The sequence below is a fragment of the Pseudomonas sp. EL_65y_Pfl1_R83 genome (assembly GCF_963970695.1).
Taxonomy (GTDB): Bacteria; Pseudomonadota; Gammaproteobacteria; order Pseudomonadales; family Pseudomonadaceae; genus Aquipseudomonas; species Aquipseudomonas tritici.
Genome location: NZ_CAXAQI010000005.1, coordinates 280,728 through 298,998 on the forward strand (window position 1 = coordinate 280,728; position 18,271 = coordinate 298,998).

Annotated in this window: 15 protein-coding genes; 4 read left to right on the top strand and 11 right to left on the bottom strand. The window is 60.1% G+C overall.

Going from position 1 to position 18,271, the window contains the following annotated elements; all coding sequences use genetic code 11:
* Positions 1-75 precede the first annotated feature (75 nt).
* The 3 genes from gltB (at position 76) to hemE (ending at position 7,275) form a co-directional block, all read left to right on the top strand.
* Positions 76-4,521, top strand: a complete 4,446-nt coding sequence (gene gltB / locus AACY08_RS09685) for a glutamate synthase large subunit (RefSeq protein WP_339469218.1) — start codon at positions 76-78, stop codon at positions 4,519-4,521.
* 124 nt (positions 4,522-4,645) lie between these two features.
* The gene (locus AACY08_RS09690) at positions 4,646-6,064 is read left to right on the top strand and encodes an FAD-dependent oxidoreductase (protein WP_339469219.1); all 1,419 of its coding nucleotides are present in this window, start codon (positions 4,646-4,648) and stop codon (positions 6,062-6,064) included.
* A gap of 143 nt (positions 6,065-6,207) precedes the next feature.
* Positions 6,208-7,275: a uroporphyrinogen decarboxylase gene (gene hemE / locus AACY08_RS09695; RefSeq protein WP_339415560.1), complete on the top strand. Its 1,068-nt coding sequence runs from the start codon at positions 6,208-6,210 to the stop codon at positions 7,273-7,275.
* 47 nt (positions 7,276-7,322) lie between these two features.
* Here hemE and AACY08_RS09700 read toward each other — a convergent pair whose 3' ends face one another.
* The 3 genes from AACY08_RS09700 to AACY08_RS09710 form a co-directional block, all read right to left on the bottom strand.
* Positions 7,323-7,964 carry a retron system putative HNH endonuclease gene (locus tag AACY08_RS09700; RefSeq protein ID WP_339469220.1) on the bottom strand — a complete coding sequence of 214 codons (642 nt, stop codon included), beginning with the start codon at positions 7,962-7,964 and terminating at the stop codon, positions 7,323-7,325.
* The gene (locus AACY08_RS09705; protein WP_339469221.1) at positions 7,961-9,229 is read right to left on the bottom strand and encodes an AAA family ATPase; all 1,269 of its coding nucleotides are present in this window, start codon (positions 9,227-9,229) and stop codon (positions 7,961-7,963) included. Before AACY08_RS09705 ends, AACY08_RS09700 begins: the two co-directional genes overlap by 4 nt.
* A 75-nt stretch (positions 9,230-9,304) precedes the next feature.
* Positions 9,305-10,582 (bottom strand): MFS transporter, encoded by a 1,278-nt coding sequence (locus AACY08_RS09710; protein WP_339469222.1) that lies wholly within the window; start codon positions 10,580-10,582, stop codon positions 9,305-9,307.
* Positions 10,583-10,706: 124 nt separating this feature from the next.
* Here AACY08_RS09710 and AACY08_RS09715 point away from each other — a divergent pair, with 124 nt between their 5' ends.
* Positions 10,707-11,600 carry a LysR family transcriptional regulator gene (locus tag AACY08_RS09715; RefSeq protein ID WP_339415562.1) on the top strand — a complete coding sequence of 298 codons (894 nt, stop codon included), beginning with the start codon at positions 10,707-10,709 and terminating at the stop codon, positions 11,598-11,600.
* Between the two features lie 157 nt (positions 11,601-11,757).
* Here the strand turns inward: AACY08_RS09715 and AACY08_RS09720 are convergent, their stop codons facing one another.
* Genes AACY08_RS09720 through AACY08_RS09755 form a run of 8 tightly spaced genes read right to left on the bottom strand, consistent with a single transcriptional unit; the run spans position 11,758 to position 18,257 of the window.
* Positions 11,758-12,201 carry a hypothetical protein gene (locus tag AACY08_RS09720; RefSeq protein WP_339469223.1) on the bottom strand — a complete coding sequence of 148 codons (444 nt, stop codon included), beginning with the start codon at positions 12,199-12,201 and terminating at the stop codon, positions 11,758-11,760.
* Positions 12,202-12,227: 26 nt separating this feature from the next.
* On the bottom strand, positions 12,228-13,454 hold the full coding sequence (locus AACY08_RS09725; RefSeq protein ID WP_339469225.1) for a beta-ketoacyl-ACP synthase: 1,227 nt from the start codon (positions 13,452-13,454) through the stop codon (positions 12,228-12,230).
* Positions 13,454-14,182 carry a 3-oxoacyl-ACP reductase FabG gene (fabG, locus tag AACY08_RS09730; protein WP_339469227.1) on the bottom strand — a complete coding sequence of 243 codons (729 nt, stop codon included), beginning with the start codon at positions 14,180-14,182 and terminating at the stop codon, positions 13,454-13,456. The genes AACY08_RS09725 and fabG overlap by 1 nt, the downstream gene beginning before the upstream one ends.
* Positions 14,179-14,640: a hotdog family protein gene (locus tag AACY08_RS09735; protein ID WP_339469228.1), complete on the bottom strand. Its 462-nt coding sequence runs from the start codon at positions 14,638-14,640 to the stop codon at positions 14,179-14,181. Before AACY08_RS09735 ends, fabG begins: the two co-directional genes overlap by 4 nt.
* A complete protein-coding gene (locus AACY08_RS09740; RefSeq protein ID WP_339469229.1) occupies positions 14,637-15,803 on the bottom strand; it encodes a beta-ketoacyl-[acyl-carrier-protein] synthase family protein in 1,167 nt (388 codons plus the stop codon). Before AACY08_RS09740 ends, AACY08_RS09735 begins: the two co-directional genes overlap by 4 nt.
* Positions 15,800-16,282 carry a hypothetical protein gene (locus AACY08_RS09745; RefSeq protein WP_339469230.1) on the bottom strand — a complete coding sequence of 161 codons (483 nt, stop codon included), beginning with the start codon at positions 16,280-16,282 and terminating at the stop codon, positions 15,800-15,802. The genes AACY08_RS09740 and AACY08_RS09745 overlap by 4 nt, the downstream gene beginning before the upstream one ends.
* Positions 16,279-17,013, bottom strand: coding sequence for a class I SAM-dependent methyltransferase (locus tag AACY08_RS09750; protein ID WP_339415569.1), 735 nt, complete (start codon positions 17,011-17,013; stop codon positions 16,279-16,281). Before AACY08_RS09750 ends, AACY08_RS09745 begins: the two co-directional genes overlap by 4 nt.
* Positions 17,010-18,257: an NAD(P)/FAD-dependent oxidoreductase gene (locus tag AACY08_RS09755; protein WP_339469231.1), complete on the bottom strand. Its 1,248-nt coding sequence runs from the start codon at positions 18,255-18,257 to the stop codon at positions 17,010-17,012. The genes AACY08_RS09750 and AACY08_RS09755 overlap by 4 nt, the downstream gene beginning before the upstream one ends.
* Between the last annotated feature and the right edge of the window lie 14 nt (positions 18,258-18,271).

An 18,271-nucleotide genomic window follows, 5' to 3' on the forward strand; every position in this document is an offset into this window, starting at 1 on the left:
CGGCGTGGAAGGTAACCGGTTGAATTGAAAAGAAATTTGCCTCGGTATAAGAGGCAGCCTGGTGAGAAAGTGTCTATGAAAGCAGGTCTGTATCAACCCGATGAATTCAAGGATAACTGTGGTTTCGGCCTGATAGCCCATATGCAGGGCGAGCCCAGTCATACCCTTCTGCAAACGGCCATTGAGGCCCTGACCTGCATGACCCACCGTGGTGGGATCAACGCCGACGGCAAGACCGGTGACGGTTGTGGCTTGCTCATTCAAAAGCCCGACCAGTTCTTGCGTGCCATCGCCAAACAGCATTTCGCGGTCGACCTGCCCAAGCAGTACGCCGTGGGCATGGTGTTTTTCAACCAGGACCCGGTTAAAGCCGAGGCCGCTCGCGAGAACATGAACCACGAGATCCTCGCTGCGGGCCTGCAACTCGTTGGCTGGCGCAAAGTGCCGATCGACACCAGCGTGCTCGGCCGCCTGGCCCTTGAGCGCCTGCCGCAGATCGAACAAGTGTTCATCGCTGGCGATGGTCTGAGCGACCAGGACATGGCGATCAAGCTGTTCACCTCGCGTCGTCGTTCGTCCGTGTCCAACGCCGCCGATACCGAGCACTACATCTGCAGCTTTTCGCACAAGACCATCATTTATAAAGGCCTGATGATGCCGGCGGACCTGACCGCCTTCTATCCAGACCTGAGCGATGAGCGCCTGCAAACCGCAATCTGCGTGTTCCACCAGCGCTTCTCCACCAACACCCTGCCGAAATGGCCGCTGGCCCAGCCATTCCGCTTCCTCGCCCACAACGGCGAGATCAACACCATCACCGGCAACCGCAACTGGGCCGTGGCCCGTCGCACCAAGTTCGCCAACGACCTGATGGACCTGGAAGAGCTCGGCCCGCTGGTCAACCGTGTGGGTTCCGACTCCTCCAGCATGGACAACATGCTCGAGCTGATGGTCACCGGCGGCATCGACCTGTTCCGTGGCGTGCGCATGATCATTCCGCCTGCGTGGCAGAACGTCGAGACCATGGACCCCGATCTGCGGGCGTTCTATGAGTACAACTCGATGCACATGGAACCGTGGGATGGCCCGGCTGGTGTGGTAATGACCGACGGCCGCTACGCGGTGTGCCTGCTCGACCGTAACGGTCTTCGCCCGGCGCGTTGGGTCACCACCACCAACGGTTTCATTACCCTGGCGTCGGAAATCGGCGTGTGGAACTACAAGCCGGAAGACGTCATCGCCAAAGGCCGCGTAGGCCCTGGCCAGATCCTCGCCGTGGACACCGAAACAGGGCAGATCCTCGACACTGACGCCATCGACAACCGTTTGAAGTCCCGTCACCCGTACAAGCAATGGCTGCGCAAGAACGCCCTGCGCATCCAGGCGACCATGGAAGACAACGACCACGGTTCGGCTTTCTACGACGTCGACCAGCTCAAGCAGTACATGAAGATGTACCAGGTCACGTTTGAAGAGCGCGACCAGGTGCTGCGTCCGCTCGGTGAGCAAGGCTACGAGGCGGTCGGCTCCATGGGCGATGACACGCCCATGGCCGTGCTGTCCCAGCGTGTGCGTACGCCGTACGACTATTTCCGCCAGCAGTTCGCCCAGGTGACCAACCCGCCGATCGACCCGCTGCGCGAAGCCATCGTGATGTCCCTGGAAGTGTGCCTCGGTGCCGAGCGCAATATCTTCCAGGAATCGCCTGAGCACGCCTCCCGCGTGATCCTCAGCTCGCCGGTCGTGTCCCCGGCCAAGTGGCGTTCGCTGATGACCCTGGAACGCCCAGGCTTCGACCGCCAGATCATCGACCTGAACTACGACGAGAGCCTCGGCCTTGAAGCCGCTGTGCGCAACGTCGCCGACCAGGCCGAAGAAGCCGTGCGCGCCGGTCGTACCCAGATCGTGCTGACCGACCGTCACATCGCGCCGGGCAAGCTGCCGATCCACGCCTCCCTGGCGACCGGTGCGGTACACCATCGCCTGACCGAAAAAGGCCTGCGTTGCGACTCCAACATCCTCGTCGAAACTGCCACGGCCCGCGACCCGCACCACTTTGCGGTGTTGATCGGCTTTGGCGCTTCGGCGGTGTACCCGTTCCTCGCGTACGAAGTGCTCGGTGATTTGATCCGTACCGGTGAGGTGCTGGGCGACCTCTACGAGGTGTTCAAGAACTACCGTAAAGGCATCACCAAGGGCCTGTTGAAGATCCTGTCGAAGATGGGTATCTCCACTGTCACTTCGTACCGTGGCGCGCAGTTGTTCGAAGCCATCGGCCTGTCCGAAGAAGTCTGCGATTTGAGCTTCCGTGGCGTGCCAAGCCGCATCAAGGGTGCGCGTTTCGTCGACATCGAAGCCGAACAGAAAGCCCTGGCCGCGGAAGCCTGGAGCGCGCGCAAGCCGATCCAACAAGGCGGCCTGCTCAAGTTCGTGCACGGTGGCGAATACCATGCCTACAACCCGGATGTGGTCAGCACCCTGCAAGCCGCCGTGCAGCAGGGCGACTACGCCAAGTTCAAGCAATACACTGCGTTGGTGGATAACCGCCCGGTGTCGATGATCCGTGACCTGTTCAAAGTGAAAACCCTGGACACGCCGCTGGCCATCAGCGAAATCGAGCCGCTGGAATCGATCCTCAAGCGCTTCGACTCCGCGGGTATTTCCCTCGGTGCTTTGTCGCCTGAGGCCCACGAAGCCCTGGCCGAAGCCATGAACCGCCTGGGTGCGCGTTCCAACTCCGGCGAAGGCGGTGAAGACCCGGCGCGCTACGGCACCCTAAAGAGCTCGAAAATCAAACAGGTGGCGACTGGCCGTTTCGGTGTAACCCCGGAGTACCTGGTCAACGCCGAAGTGCTGCAGATCAAAGTCGCCCAAGGCGCCAAGCCTGGCGAAGGCGGCCAACTGCCCGGCGGCAAGGTCAACGGTTTGATCGCCAAGCTGCGTTACGCAGTGCCGGGCGTGACGCTGATCTCGCCACCACCGCACCACGACATCTACTCGATTGAAGATTTGTCGCAGCTGATCTTCGACCTGAAACAAGTCAATCCGCAGGCCCTGGTCTCGGTGAAACTGGTCGCGGAAGCCGGTGTGGGCACCATCGCCGCGGGTGTGGCGAAGGCCTATGCCGACCTGATCACCATCTCCGGCTACGACGGCGGCACCGGCGCATCGCCGCTGACCTCCATCAAGTACGCCGGCGCGCCATGGGAACTGGGCCTGGCTGAAACTCACCAGACCCTGCGTGGCAACGACTTGCGCGGCAAAGTCCGTGTGCAGACCGACGGCGGCCTGAAAACCGGCCTCGACGTGATCAAGGCTGCAATCCTCGGCGCTGAAAGCTTCGGCTTCGGCACTGCGCCAATGATTGCCCTGGGCTGCAAATACCTGCGCATCTGCCACCTGAACAACTGCGCCACCGGTGTAGCGACGCAGAACGAGAAGCTGCGCAAGGATCACTACATCGGCACCGTCGACATGGTGGTGAATTTCTTCACCTACGTCGCCGAAGAAACCCGTGAGTGGCTGGCCAAGCTGGGCGTGCGTTCGTTGGAAGAGTTGATCGGGCGCACCGATCTGCTGGACATCCTCGAAGGCCAGACCGCCAAGCAACAGCACCTGGACCTGACGCCGTTGTTGGGCAGCGACCACATCCCGGCAGACAAGCCACAGTTTTGCCAAGTGGACCGCAACCCACCCTTCGACAAAGGCCTGTTGGCCGAGAAGATGGTCGAAATGGCCGGCGCCTCGATCAACGACGCCAGCGGTGGCGAATTTGCCCTGGATATCTGCAACTGCGACCGTTCCATCGGCGCACGCGTCTCCGGAGAAATCGCGCGCAAGCACGGCAACCAAGGCATGGCGAAGGCGCCAATCACCTTCCGCTTCAACGGCACTGCGGGCCAGAGCTTTGGCGTGTGGAACGCCGGTGGTCTGCACATGTACCTGGAAGGCGATGCCAACGATTACGTGGGCAAGGGCATGACCGGCGGCAAGCTGGTGATCGTTGCGCCTAAAGGCAGCGTCTACAAGAGCCAGGACAGTGCCATCATCGGCAACACCTGCTTGTACGGCGCCACCGGTGGCAAGCTGTTCGCCGCCGGTACCGCCGGTGAGCGTTTCGCCGTGCGTAACTCCGGTGCTCACACCGTGGTGGAAGGCACTGGCGATCACTGCTGCGAGTACATGACCGGGGGCTTTGTCGCCGTATTGGGCAAGACCGGTTACAACTTCGGTTCAGGCATGACCGGCGGTTTCGCCTACGTGCTCGACCAGGACAACACCTTCGTCGACAAGGTCAACCACGAGTTGGTCGAGATCCAGCGGATCAGCGGCGAAGCCATGGAATCCTATCGGAACCACTTGCAGCACGTGCTGGACGAGTACGTTGAGGAGACCGGCAGCGAATGGGGTCGTAACCTCGCCGAAAATCTCGATGATTACCTGCGTCGTTTCTGGCTAGTCAAACCGAAGGCAGCGAGTTTGAAATCTCTGCTCTCCAGCACACTTGCGAGTCCGCAATGACGACGCAGCGGCAAGTATCGAGCTTCAAGCCGCACGCTAAGAGCAGCGCGCGGTGTGCCGGTTTATTTGATTTCTTGCAGCTTGAAGCTTGTAGCTTAAAGCTGTCGTGTACGAGGTTTTAACGATGGCCGAACGTCTCAGCAACGACTTCCAATTCCTCGATGTCGGGCGCAAAGATCCGAAGAAGAAACTGTTGCGTCAACGCAAGAAAGAGTTCGTGGAAATCTACGAACCCTTCAAACCTCAGCACTCGGCCGACCAGGCCCACCGCTGCCTGGGTTGCGGTAACCCGTATTGCGAATGGAAGTGCCCGGTGCACAACTTCATTCCCAACTGGCTCAAGTTGGTGGCCGAGGGCAACATCCTCGCCGCCGCCGAGCTGTCGCACCAGACCAATACCCTGCCGGAAGTGTGCGGCCGGGTGTGCCCGCAAGACCGTCTGTGTGAAGGTGCGTGCACCCTCAACGATGGCTTCGGTGCGGTAACCATCGGTTCGGTCGAGAAGTACATCACCGACACCGCGTTCGCCATGGGCTGGCGCCCGGACATGTCCAAGGTCAAGCCGACCGGCAAGCGCGTCGCGATCATCGGTGCCGGGCCTGCTGGCCTGGGCTGCGCCGACGTGCTGGTACGGGGTGGCGTGACCCCGGTGGTGTTCGACAAGAACCCGGAAATCGGCGGCCTGCTGACCTTCGGCATCCCCGAGTTCAAGCTGGAAAAAACCGTACTGAGCAACCGTCGCGAAGTGTTCACCGGCATGGGCATTGAATTCCGCCTGAACACCGAGATCGGCAAAGACGTGACCATCGAGCAATTGCTCGCCGAATACGATGCCGTGTTCATGGGCATGGGCACCTACACCTACATGAAGGGCGGCTTTGCCGGTGAGGACCTGCCGGGTGTGCATGACGCTTTGGACTTCCTGATCGCCAACGTGAATCGCAACCTGGGCTTTGAAAAGTCGCCGGAAGATTTCGTCGACATGAAAGGCAAGAAGGTTGTGGTGCTCGGCGGTGGTGACACCGCGATGGACTGCAACCGCACGTCGATCCGCCAGGGCGCCAAATCGGTGACCTGTGCGTACCGTCGTGACGAAGCCAACATGCCCGGCTCGCGCAAAGAGGTGAAGAACGCCAAGGAAGAAGGCGTGAAATTCCTCTACAACCGCCAGCCGATCGCTATCGTCGGTGAAGACCGCGTCGAAGGCGTGAAGGTGGTCGAGACCCGTCTCGGCGAACCGGACGCCCGTGGCCGCCGCAGCCCTGAGCCGATCCCAGGTTCTGAAGAGATCATCCCGGCTGACGCCGTTGTCATCGCTTTCGGCTTCCGCCCAAGCCCGGCGCCGTGGTTCGAGCAGTTAGAGATTCAGACCGACAGCCAGGGTCGCGTTGTAGCCCCGGAACAAGGCCAGTACAAGCACCAGACCAGCAACCCGAAGATTTTTGCCGGTGGCGATATGGTGCGCGGTTCAGACCTAGTAGTGACCGCGATCTTCGAAGGCCGTAACGCTGCCGAAGGGATTCTGGATTACCTGAACGTCTAGCGATGTTAGCTGCCAGTTTCAAGCTGCAAGCGGCAAGTGAAAGCAAATGCGCTTTTAACTTGCCGCTTGTAGCTTGTCGCTAGTCACTGTCTTTCTCCTTCTGGCTCTGAGAAAATGCCCGCACTTTTTTTGCGGATGCCGACATGACTGCCCTGAAGAACGACCGTTTCCTTCGTGCCCTGCTCAAGCAACCCGTGGACGTCACCCCCGTGTGGATGATGCGCCAGGCCGGTCGCTACCTGCCGGAATACCGCGCCAGTCGCGCCCACGCCGGCGACTTCATGAGCCTGTGCATGAACCCGGAGTTCGCCTGCGAAGTCACCATGCAGCCACTGGACCGCTATCCGCAACTGGACGCGGCCATCCTCTTCTCCGACATCCTCACCATCCCTGACGCCATGGGCCAAGGCCTGTACTTCGAAACCGGCGAAGGCCCGCGTTTCAAGAAAGTCGTCAGCACGTTGGCCGACATCGAAGCCCTGCCGATCCCGGACCCGCACAAGGACCTGGGCTACGTGATGGACGCCGTTAGCACCATTCGCCGTGAACTCAACGGCCGCGTGCCGCTGATCGGCTTCTCCGGCAGCCCATGGACCCTGGCCACCTACATGGTCGAAGGCGGTTCGTCGAAAGACTTCCGCAAGACCAAGGCCATGCTCTACGACAACCCGCAAGCCATGCACCTGCTGCTGGACAAGCTCGCTCAGTCGGTTACTTCCTACCTCAACGGCCAGATCATGGCCGGCGCGCAAGCGGTGCAGATCTTCGACACCTGGGGCGGCAACCTGTCGGCGGCGGCCTACCAGGAGTTCTCCCTGGCCTACATGCGCAAAATCGTCAGCGGCCTGATCCGCGAACACGAAGGCCGCAAGGTTCCGGTCATCCTGTTCACCAAAGGGGGTGGCCTATGGCTGGAAAGCATTGCTGACGCAGGTGCAGACGCACTCGGCCTGGACTGGACGTGCGACATTGGCGAAGCCCGCCAGCGCGTGGGCAACCGCGTGGCGCTGCAAGGCAACATGGACCCGACCGTGCTGTACGCCAAGCCGGAAGCGATCCGCACCGAAGTCGGCCGTATCCTCGCCAGCTACGGCAAGGGCACCGGGCATGTATTCAACCTCGGTCATGGCATTACGCCGGAAGTGAACCCGGAACATGCCGGTGCCTTCCTGCGTGCGGTGCACGAGTTGTCGGCGCAGTATCACGAGTGATTGTTGCCCGATAAAAACGCCCAGCTTATGCCGGGCGTTTTTGTTGGTTAATGTCCGAGTAGCTGCTCCGCGTAGCGGGCAACGACATGATCGAAAGCTTCATGTTGACCGCTGAGGGGCTGACGAGATCGCTGGATGATTTTCTCCAGCTCCTCAATCGTGAAATCAGCTAGAAAGTCGTTATCGAAAACGCCTTCCAGCTTTTCCTTGCGGCGGCTATTCAAGAACTCAATGTCAAGTGCGAGCAGTTCGATCATAGCTTCGGCAGAAAAATCGTCATTACTGCCTTTGATTTCACCCAGTAATGTAAATCTGAAACGGCTTTCGCAGTTATCCTCTAGCGGAGATATATGAGAATCTTCGCAGAAGTCACTCCCCTTGCTATGGCCGCAATGTGCCGGCTTGGGCGTTTCCGTTTCACCTTGGCAGGATGCGTGGAGATTGGTGTAATCCAAGTCCAAATGCTCAAAGTTTTTCTGGGGGCGAAAGTGTTCAATATGGCTCGAGTCCAGGGTGATTTTGTCTCCGCAATAACAACAGGCATAACCTTGTTCGGTCAGCAGGCTGGCATGTAGCTCTTTTTTCTGTGGATGTCGTAGCTCTGAATAGGTGGGAGACCACGCTTCATTCGCCATCGACTTCCACTCGGTAAATGATGCAGGTTCAGTGCCTTTGATAACTCGCTTCATCGACCAATCATCTCCTTACGCTTAAGAAGCGCCTCAGCTCTTAAAAACTCGGGAAGGCCGGGAGCTTTTTCCTTGAGTGCTTGAAGCTGAGCTTTGGCTTTTTTAAAGTCATTGTCTTCGAGGGTACTGAAGAGTTCGCTGAGGAGCGTTTCAATTTCTGGTTCGCGTTCGGAGACTCCCATGATTTCCTCCAGAACTCTGCTGGAGTCAAGTCCGTAGGAAACGTGAGGGTGTGAGGCATCCCTTTTATTCAAGAGCATGATTTCACCAGGCTTCAAACCACCGATTATTTGCGGTGAGTGACTGGCAGCAATAAATTGGATCTTCGGGAATGCGTTTTTCAGCGCTGAAACAATACTGCGCTGCCATCCGGGATGCAGGTGGATATCGAGCTCATCAATAATAACGATGCCATAGGTGTTTTCTAAAACTCGACTTCCCATGTGAGGGTTTAGGAGACACATACGTCTGGCAATATCTGAAACCAGAGCGATCATGCCGCGTTGCCCATCGCTTAAACTGCCAAAAGGCAAACTAATCTGTTCGTCGACATGCACTAGCAACGTACGAAGCCCCAAGTCGTACTCAATGCCTTTCGAGTCAGGTAATGCAAATTTTAGCGCTGTATTTACCCAATGAAGCTCATCGTCAAAATCCCGTGAAGAGTCTGATCGGGAAATACGTTGTAAGCGTTCTAGCGTTTTTCCTATGAACCAACTTTCAAAATTCTGTAAATTTACAGCTGCATCAAACCAATCTACATACGCATCGAGTCTTGACGATTTCTGTGTCGCTGCAAGTTCGGGAGACACTTGGGCCGATGTCCATCGGCGGTTAGCTCGGTAGAAAGTAAACAGTGGAAGATCGAAGATATGCTCTGAATCTAGGTGATCGATTTTTTTTGAGAGGGTCGTATGAATTTCATAGTTGTGGCTTTGTGACTGGTCTTTACGATCCTTGGAAATCTTCCAATTGGTGAGGCCAAATGCAGAACCTGTAGCACTCAACACCAGTGGATAGATGTGCTCATACCTGAAACGGTCATTGAATTGCTGAACGGTAAACCGTACATCTTGATCTGATATATGGGCCTCGTGTCTGCCCATGGCGCCTGAGAAGTTGCAAAGGCTTGACGCCACCGCTTGCAACAACGAAGTCTTGCCGCTCCCATTAACCCCCACGACCAGATTAAACCCGGGTTGGAAGTCAAAAGTGGCCTCATCGTAGCAACGAAAATTCTGAATATGAAGCTGGTCCAGGCGCATCTGGCTTTCCTTTACCAAGGCTGACAAATGCCGTCAGTGTACCTTGGCCCGGCAGAACCGCTAGAGGCGCAGGTGTTACGTGCTTTTTGCACCTTGCAACGGCGGCAACTTCGCCAATTTCAACGCCACCAGCAACGCCCCAATCAACAACCCCACGATAAACGCCCCAATCCCGTTCCATTCGGCGTAGTGCCAGAAGAACCCACCCGCCGTCCCCGCCACACTCGATCCCGCGTAGTAGCAGAACAGGTACAACGAAGACGCCTGCCCCTTGGCCTTCACCGCGCGGCGGCCGATCCAGCTGCTGGCCACCGAGTGGGCGCCGAAGAAGCCGAACGTGAAGATCAGCATGCCCGGCACGATCAGCCATAGCGGTGTGAACAAGGTCAGCGTCATGCCCACAAGCATCAGCACGATGGTGGCCCACAATACGCGACGGCGGCCGAGGCGGTCGGCCAGGGAGCCGATTTTCGCTGAGCTGTAGATCCCCGAGAGGTACACCAGCGACAGCAGGCCGACCACGGCTTGGCTCAGGCCGTAGGGATCGGCCAGCAGGCGATAGCCGATGTAGTTGAACATCGTCACGAACGCACCCATCAGCAGGAACGCTTCAAGGAACAGCCACGGCAGGCCCGCGTCCTTGAAGTGCATGACAAAACCGTCCACCAGGCTGCGCGGCTTGAGGCTGCTGGCGCGGAAGTTGCGCGATTCGGGGAGGATTTTCCAGAACACCGTGGCGGCGATCAGCGCCAGGGCGCCAATGATCAGCATTGCGGTGTGCCAACTGACGAAGTCGATCAACACGCCGATGATCAGGCGCCCGCTCATGCCGCCAATCGCGTTGCCACCAATGTACAGGCCCATGGCCAGGCCGATGTGCTGCGGGTGGATCTCCTCGCTCAGGTAGGTCATGGCCACGGCGGCCAGGCCGCTCAGTGACAGGCCCACCAGCGCGCGCATGAATAAAATCCCCTCCCAGGAAGGCATCAAACCACTGGCAATCGTCGCGAGTGCCGCGCAGAACAGCGCGGCGACCATCACCGGTTTACGTCCCAGGGTGTCGGAAATCGGCCCGGTAATCAGCAGGCCCAGCGCGAGCATCGCAGTGGACACGGACAGGATCAGGCTGCTTTGCGCTGCATTGATGGAAAACTCGTGGGACAGCGCCGGCATCATCGGTTGCACGCAATACAGCAGGGCAAAGGTGGCGAAACCCCCGGAGAACAGCGCGAGTACCGTACGCATGAACATCGGTGTGCCTTTTTCGATGTACGCGTCATTGAGCTGGGCCACCACCTCATCCAGGGCAGTGGGCGGGACTTCTTGAGCGAGTGGAGCGACAGCAGAATTCACGGGGACCTCGGGGAGGAAGAGCGTGCCAGGACCGGCCATGCAAAAAAGAATATAGCTGGCTAATGATTCTTTCCAATATATTGTTCGACCTGTTTGATAGCTTTTACGACCTAATGAGGCCTGTATGGAATTGCGTCACTTGCGGTACTTCATTGCCGTCGCCGAAGAACTGCACTTTGGCCGGGCTGCGCAGGTGCTAGGCATCTCGCAGCCGCCGCTGAGCCAGCAGATTCAGGCGCTGGAACAGGAAGTGGGTGCACGTTTGTTTGAGCGTACCAATCGTCGGGTCGAGCTGAGCGAGGCGGGACGGTTGTTCCTGCATGAGGCGCGATTGGTCCTGGCTCAGGTCGACAAAGCGGCGGACGTGGCGCGCCGGGCGCAGTTGGGTGAGCTGGGCGAATTGAAGATCGGCTTCACGTCATCGGCACCGTTTAACTCCAGCATTCCCCAAGCGATCTTTGCGTTTCGCCAGGCGTTCCCGGCGGTGCACCTCAATCTGCAGGAGATGAGCAGCACCGAGGTGGCCGAGTCGCTGGTGGATGAGTCTATTCAGGTCGGGCTGATGCGGCCATTGCCGTTGCCGGATTCATTGAGTGTGGTCGAGTTGATGCGCGAACCGCTGGTGGCCGTAATGAACGCCGGCCACCCATTGGTAGCAGGCAGTGAGCATGGCCTGCACTTGGCGCAGCTGGCGGAAGAACCGTTCGTGTTTTTCCCGCGTAGCTATGGCAGTGGGCTCTACGCGCAGTTGCTCAGCCTGTGCCGTGACGCCGGGTTTAGCCCGCACTTTGCCCAGGAAGCGGGGGAGGCGATGACCATCATTGGCCTGGTCGCGGCGGGGCTGGGCGTGTCGGTGTTGCCGGCCTCCTATCAGCGCATACGGATCGACGGGGTGGTGTATCGCACGCTGCTGGATCCGGAGGCGGTGACGGCGGTGTGGCTGGTGCAGCGAAAAGGCGCGCAGACGCCGATGGCAGCGGCGTTTGTGGAGTTGTTGACGCGTAAATCCGCTCAGTAAGAACGCGTACTTCAAAGCGAAGCGGATCGATGTGGGTGGTGGCTTGCCTGCGATAGCATCCCCTCGGCATACCTGATCCATCGAGTCGTCCGCATCACAGGCAAGCCAACTCCCACCTTTGATCTTTGTCGTTTCTGGCGCGCAGCGAGCGCCAGTTTTATTTCGAAGTGCCCGTCTGCTCAAACAACTGCGCCGCAGTCCCAGACTCACTCACGCCATTACTGCGCAACGCCGCCATGATGTCGCGGTCCAGCATGCTCACCCAGCGGTTGTAGTTGCGATGGATCTTGCCGTCTTTGTAGCCCAGTTCGCGGCTGTCGCGGTAGGTGATGGCGTAGCTGTTGCGGGTGTAGCGGATGTCGATGGCGGCGTAGTACTGGTTACGCACGGTGATCTCGGCCTGCACCAGTTGCGGGCTCAGGCGTTGTACCGTCCATTCGCGCTTTTGCAGGGCGTTGACGATCACCGTTTTCATTTTCTCTTCGCTGACCTGGGCAGTGGCCGGCAGGTCGTGCTGGGTGTTGAGCACTGGTTTGCTGGTGCAGCCAGCGGTGGTCAGCAAGGCCAGGGTGATCAGGGTCGCGCGTAGCAAGGAAGACATTGCGTATTCTCCAATCGATTAAAAAGTCAGGACCAGCGGCGGAAGATCAGCGAGGTGTTGACGCCGCCAAAGGCAAAGTTGTTGTTCATCACGTAATCGTTGTGCATCTCGCGGAATTCACCTTGCAGGTAATCCAGCTCGCCGCATTGAGGGTCCACTGAATCCAGGTTGAAGGTGTGTACGTACTGGTTGCGGTTCATCATCTCGATGCTGAACCACGACTCCAGTGCGCCGCACGCACCCAGGGTGTGACCGAGAAAGCTCTTCTGTGAACTGATGGGCATGCGGGCGCCGAACAGGCTGCTGGTGGCCTGCGTCTCGGCGATGTCGCCCTGGTCGGTGGCAGTACCATGACCGTTCACGTAGCCAATCGCGGAAGGCTCAAGCCCGGCATCTTCCAGGGCCAGTTCCATCGCGCGGCGCATGGTTTTCTGCTCCGGACGCGTGGTGTGCTGGCCGTCGGCGTTGCTGCCAAAGCCCACCAGCTCGGCGTGGATATGCGCACCCCGCGCCAGGGCGTGTTCCAGTTCTTCGAGGACCAGCATCCCGCCGCCTTCGCCGATCACCAGGCCATCGCGCCCGCTGTCATAGGGGCGTGGGCTGGTTTGCGGCGCGTCGTTTTTCAGGCTGGTGGCGTAGAGCGCGTCGAACACCATGGCTTCGGTGGGGCACAGTTCTTCGGCGCCGCCGGCGAGCATCAATGGCAAGCGGCCGAACTTGATCGCCTCATAGGCATAGCCGATGCCTTGGCTGCCGCTGGTGCAGGCGCTTGACGTAGGAATCAGCCGCCCGGTGAGGCCAAAGAAGATGCTGATATTCGCCGCCGTGGTGTGCGGCATCATGCGCACGTAGGAGTTGGCATTCAGTCCCTCGGCCACCGAGTTCAGCAGCATGTTGCCGAACGCCTTGATCTCGTCGGTGCTGCCGGTGGAGGAGCCGCAGGCCACGCCCATGCGCCCGTCCTTGATCGACTCATCGCCGAGCAAACCGGCGTCCTGCAACGCCTGCTCCGCGGCCCACACCGCCAGGCGCGACACCCGGCCCATACTGCGCAGTTGCTTGCGCGTCCAGTGCGCGGGCACGACAAAATCGTCGATTGGCCCGGCCAGGCGCGTGTTCAATTCAGTAAAACGGTCCCACTCGTCCATGCGCCGGATGCCGCTGCGGTTGGCGCGGAAGTTGGCGGAAATGGTCGCCCAATCACCGCCCAGGGAGGTCATGCCGGCCATACCGGTCACTACGACGCGTTTCATCAGCACAAGCCTCCATTCACCGCCAGGACCTGGCGCGTGATGTAGCCGGCTTCGGCCGACATCAGGAAGTTCACTGCGCCAGCCACCTCTTCAGGCGTGCCCATGCGCTGCGCCGGGATCATCTTCATCAGCTCTTCCACCGGTACGTTTTCATCCAGCATCGCGGTGTCGATCAAGCCGGGTGCGACGCAGTTGACGGTGATCTTACGCTTGCCCAGTTCGATGGCCAGGGCCTTGGCCGCGCCGATCAACCCGGCTTTGGAGGCACTGTAGTTAACCTGGCCACGGTTGCCGATCAACCCGGAAACCGAGGTGATGCACACAATGCGCCCGGCGGCGCGACGACGAATCATCGGCATCATCACCGGGTGCAACACGTTATAGAAACCGTCGAGATTGGTGCGCATCACCACGTCCCAATCGTCTTCCGACAGCGCCGGAAACGCACCGTCACGGGTCAGGCCGGCGTTGAGCACCACGCCGTAATAGGCGCCGTGTTGCTCTACGTCGGCTTCAAGGATTTCCTTGCACGTCGCGCGATCCGCCACATCGAATTGCAGCACCCGCGCCTGGCGACCCAGGGCTTCCACCTCGGCCTGTACCGCGCAGGCAGAGGCACGGCCACTGCGGCAATGCAGCACGATGTCATGCCCGGCCTGTGCCAGGCGCAGTGCGATGGCGCGGCCGATGCCACGGCTGGAGCCGGTGACCAGTACGGATTCAGTCATGGCGTTTCGTCCTTCGATTCATCTAAATAGGTGGCCGCCTGGGGCGGTCGAAATACATTCAAGCGGGCGCTGGCCTGGATACCGCTGCCGGTAAGGTGGCATTCGAACACACCCATGCCGTTTTCGTCCTCCAGGGAGCGCAGGGCGTGGATCGTTAGCTCGGCGTCTGCCGGGAAGTGCTCCACGTTGCACTCGAACTTACGTGTGCCGAGCAGGAAGCCCAGTTCCACCGCTTTGCCTTTCTGGCGGGCGCGGCAACCGGCATAGGCGGCGACGCTTTGTGCCATCAATTCGATACCGACCCAGGCCGGGAGGCTGCCGTCCGGGCGGTTGAACAGGCCGCCGGGCTTGATAGTGGCACGGGTACGAATCTGCTCTTCATCGAACGACAGCACCTGGTCGATCAGGATCATGTCGCCGGCATGAGGCAGCAGTTCGGCGAGTGGCCAATCGATCATGGGGCCTCTCCGATAATCAGGCTGACATTGTTGCCGCCGAAGGCAAACGAATTGCTCATCAGGCAGCGTTTTTCCAGGGCTTGCGCGGCCTGCGCCCACTGCAGGGCGGGCAGTGCCGGGTCGGGCTGGCCGTCCCATACATGCGGCGGCACCCGCTTATGGACCAGGCTCAACCAGCAGAACGCCGCTTCCAGGGCGCCGGCTGCGCCCAGGGTATGCCCGCTCATGGGTTTGGTCGACGAGCAGGGCACGCCTTCCGGGAATAGGCTGGCGACGGCCAGGCTTTCCATGGCGTCGTTATGCTGGGTGGCGGTGCCGTGCAGGTTCAGATAACCGATCTGTTCGGGCTGCAACTTTGCGCTGGCGAGCGCCTTGCGCATTGATTGCAGAGCACCTTTGCCGGAGGGTTCGGGCGCGGAAATATGGTGCGCATCGCAACTCGCGCCGCTGCCCAATAGGGCGATCGGCGCCGGTTCCTTGCTCATCAGGAACAACACCGCTGCTTCGCCGATATTGATGCCGTTGCGGTTCGCCGAAAACGGGTTGCAGCGCTCGTTCGACACGGCATCCAGCGCGGTAAAGCCATTGAGGGTCAATTTGCATAAACTGTCGACGCCGCCGCAGATCACTGCATCGCACACGCCCAGGTCCAGCAGGCGCTGGGCACTCATCAGCGCGCGGGCGCTGGAGGTGCAGGCGGTGGAGATCACGTAGGCCGGGCCACTCAGTTGCAGCCAGTCCGCGAGGAAGTTTGCCGGGGCGCTGAGTTCCTGTTGCTGGTAGTCGTAGTCGCCGGGGAACTGGTTTTCCCGCAGGTAATGGGCAATCCCGCGACTGGCTTCGTCGATGCCCGAGGTGCTGGTGCCGAGCACAATACCCACCCGTGATGTGCCGTGGGTATTGATCGCCTGTCGGATCTCGTCTTCGATCTGCAACGCTGCTTCCAGCAGCAACTGGTTATTGCGGCTGCTCTGCTGGCCCAGTTCTAGCGGGATGGTGGCGAGTTCGCCGTGCACACCGGCCACCGGCAGCACGCGCTCCGGCACCCAGCCGCTTTCGGCGCGCATGCCCGAGCAGTCACCGGCAAACAGGCTGCGGCTGACCTCGGCCTGGCCACGGCCGAGGGCGCAGATTATGCCCAGGGCGTTGAGGTAGGCGGTCATCGGGCAGCCCCGAGCGGCGTGATGCGGTAGCTCAAGGGCTGCCCGGTCATGTTCACGCTGAAGACCTCGGACGATTGATACACGATCTGCCAATGCCCCGGCAGGGTGCGCGTCAGGTCCATCGCCTGCGCGCTGGGGTAAAGCGCGCGCACGTCATTTGCCGATGTCAGCGCAAACAGCAATGCGGCAAACAGCTCCCTGGCCTGCGGATTGGGCGGCAGCAAGCCATCGGCCTGCCACTCGCCATTGATCAGCTTTTGCCGGGCCTGTGGGATGCCCAGCGGGTCCATCATCGACCACCGAATCGCCGCGCCTTCGCGCTGGATCACCAGCAGCCAGTCCTGGCTCTGGCCGTCGGCCAGGCGCTGCACATGCAGCTGCAGCGGCAGGGCCAGGACCGGCGTTTTCTCGGGCAGCGGTGGCTGGCTGGCGCAGGCACTCAGCAGCAACAGGCAGCCCATCAACAGCATGCGCATCATGGGGCAGTACTCGCCAGGGGTTTGCGTGCCACGCAGTTGACCAGGGTTTCTTCGCGCTGGCCCACTGGCGGCGCCTGGCGCAGGCCCCAGCGCTCGAGCAGGCCGAAGTCGCTGGAGCGGCTCCACCACAAATACGGGTACGAGACGTTCTGCGGGCCAAACTCGAAGCCCTGCTCGCGGAGCATCTGCAAGTACTCTTCGGCGCTTTTCTGCACGTGCATGGGGTGGCGAAACAGCCAACGGATGACCCAGGTGTCGATATAGGCTTCGGTGGACTCGGCAAACAGCAGATAGCCGCCGGGCTTGAGTACACGATAGAACTCTTTGAGGGCGCGGTGCTGTTCAACCAGATGGTGGAAGGTCTGGTGACAGAACAGGATGTCGACGCTGGCGTCTGGCACGTCGAGGGTGGCGCAGTCGCTGCCGATCAGCTCGACGCTCAACCCTTGGCGCGTGGCCTCAACCTGGCACAACTCCAGGCTGTGGGGGTCTGCGTCCAGGCCGATCAACCGTGAAGGCGCAAATACCTGCTGCAACAGCGTGAAGGATTTGCCCTGACCGCAACCGGCGTCCAGCAGTACCGGCGCCTCAGGCAATGGCTCCGTAAACAGGCTGCGCAAGTCGTTGATCGCCACGCGTAACACGCGATGCTGCCAGGTGTGACTGCGCAGGAACCAGAGGCCAAATTTGGTTTCTTCGACGTAGTTCTTACTTAAATACTGGCTGCTCATACCGGTTCACTCGCACAAATCTCCGACAACATGCGCAACCGTCGCTTGGGCTCGCTGACAAACGGGTTGCGTTCATCCCACGCGTAGCCGGCGAGGATCGCGCTGATCATCCGACGAATCTCCGGCGAGCTGTCCGGATGGAAAATCACATCCTGGAAGGTCCCGGCGTACCAGCCTTCGACGTAGCAGCGGAAGGTATCGACACCTCGTTTCAACGGCTCTGCAAACTCGGTCTGCCAGTTGACGGTTTCACCTTTGAGCTGACGGTGCAGCACGCCGGCGGCCATGCTCGCCGAACGCATGGCGATGGTTACCCCGGAGGAAAACACCGGGTCGAGGAATTCCGCTGCGTTGCCCAGCAGTGCAAAGCCTGGGCCGTGAAGGGTTTTGACGTTGGCCGAATAGCCGCCGATGGTGCGCGCCGGCGTATCCCACACAGCGTTTTGCAGCACGCCGGACAGGCTCGGGGTTTCATCGATAAAGCCCCGCAGGCAGGCATCGAGGTCGCCGTCGCGGCCGTCGAAATGTCTCTTGGCCGCGACCACGCCCACCGAGCAGCGGCCGTCGCTGAACGGGATGGTCCAGAACCAGATATCGCGCTGGGTCGGGTGGGTGGTTACGAGGATCTTGGTACGGTCGAAGCCCGGGTGTTCGACGCGGTCTTCAACGTGGGTGAATACGGCCTGGCGCACCGGAAAAGTCGACGGTACGTCCAGGTCCAGCAGGCGCGGCAACACACGGCCGTAGCCACTGGCGTCGAGCACGAACTTGGCCTTGAGGTGGTACTCGCTGCCGTTTTCGCGACGTACGTGCAGGTAGCGGCACTCGCCGCTGAAATCCACACCGACGATGGTTTCGCCGTAGCGGATCTCTACACCCTGAACGGCTGCCTGATCCGCCAGCAACTTGTCGAACTCGCCGCGCTGCACCTGGAAGGTGGTGGGCTTGCCGTTGCTGAACGTATCGCTGAAATCAAACGCGCTGTAGCGCTCGCCCCAGGCGAATGCGGCACCGGTTTTCACTTGGAAACCCGCCGCCTGTACGGCGTCGAGCATGCCGGCTTCTTCGATAAAGTCGATGCAGTGGGACAGCAGGCTTTCGCCAATCGAGAAGCGGGGAAAATGCTGGCGCTCGATGATCAATACATCATGGCCTTTGCGCTTTAACAGCGCAGCGGCGATGGCCCCGGACGGACCGGCACCGATCACCAACACCTGGCGACGTTCCATTTCAACTGTGGGCACGAGGGCTCCTTGCC

What these genes read in the sequence shown, in the direction of transcription:
- AACY08_RS09720 (WP_339469223.1), bottom strand. Translation starts at nt 12,201, where the DNA reads ATGTCTTCCTTGCTACGCGCGACCCTGATCACCCTGGCCTTGCTGACC.
- AACY08_RS09740 (WP_339469229.1), bottom strand. Translation starts at nt 15,803, where the DNA reads ATGACCGCCTACCTCAACGCCCTGGGCATAATCTGCGCCCTCGGCCGT.
- gltB (WP_339469218.1), top strand. Translation starts at nt 76, where the DNA reads ATGAAAGCAGGTCTGTATCAACCCGATGAATTCAAGGATAACTGTGGT.
- hemE (WP_339415560.1), top strand. Translation starts at nt 6,208, where the DNA reads ATGACTGCCCTGAAGAACGACCGTTTCCTTCGTGCCCTGCTCAAGCAA.
- AACY08_RS09715 (WP_339415562.1), top strand. Translation starts at nt 10,707, where the DNA reads ATGGAATTGCGTCACTTGCGGTACTTCATTGCCGTCGCCGAAGAACTG.
- AACY08_RS09705 (WP_339469221.1), bottom strand. Translation starts at nt 9,229, where the DNA reads ATGCGCCTGGACCAGCTTCATATTCAGAATTTTCGTTGCTACGATGAG.
- fabG (WP_339469227.1), bottom strand. Translation starts at nt 14,182, where the DNA reads ATGACTGAATCCGTACTGGTCACCGGCTCCAGCCGTGGCATCGGCCGC.
- AACY08_RS09700 (WP_339469220.1), bottom strand. Translation starts at nt 7,964, where the DNA reads ATGAAGCGAGTTATCAAAGGCACTGAACCTGCATCATTTACCGAGTGG.
- AACY08_RS09750 (WP_339415569.1), bottom strand. Translation starts at nt 17,013, where the DNA reads ATGAGCAGCCAGTATTTAAGTAAGAACTACGTCGAAGAAACCAAATTT.
- AACY08_RS09745 (WP_339469230.1), bottom strand. Translation starts at nt 16,282, where the DNA reads ATGATGCGCATGCTGTTGATGGGCTGCCTGTTGCTGCTGAGTGCCTGC.
- AACY08_RS09735 (WP_339469228.1), bottom strand. Translation starts at nt 14,640, where the DNA reads ATGATCGATTGGCCACTCGCCGAACTGCTGCCTCATGCCGGCGACATG.
- AACY08_RS09725 (WP_339469225.1), bottom strand. Translation starts at nt 13,454, where the DNA reads ATGAAACGCGTCGTAGTGACCGGTATGGCCGGCATGACCTCCCTGGGC.
- AACY08_RS09690 (WP_339469219.1), top strand. Translation starts at nt 4,646, where the DNA reads ATGGCCGAACGTCTCAGCAACGACTTCCAATTCCTCGATGTCGGGCGC.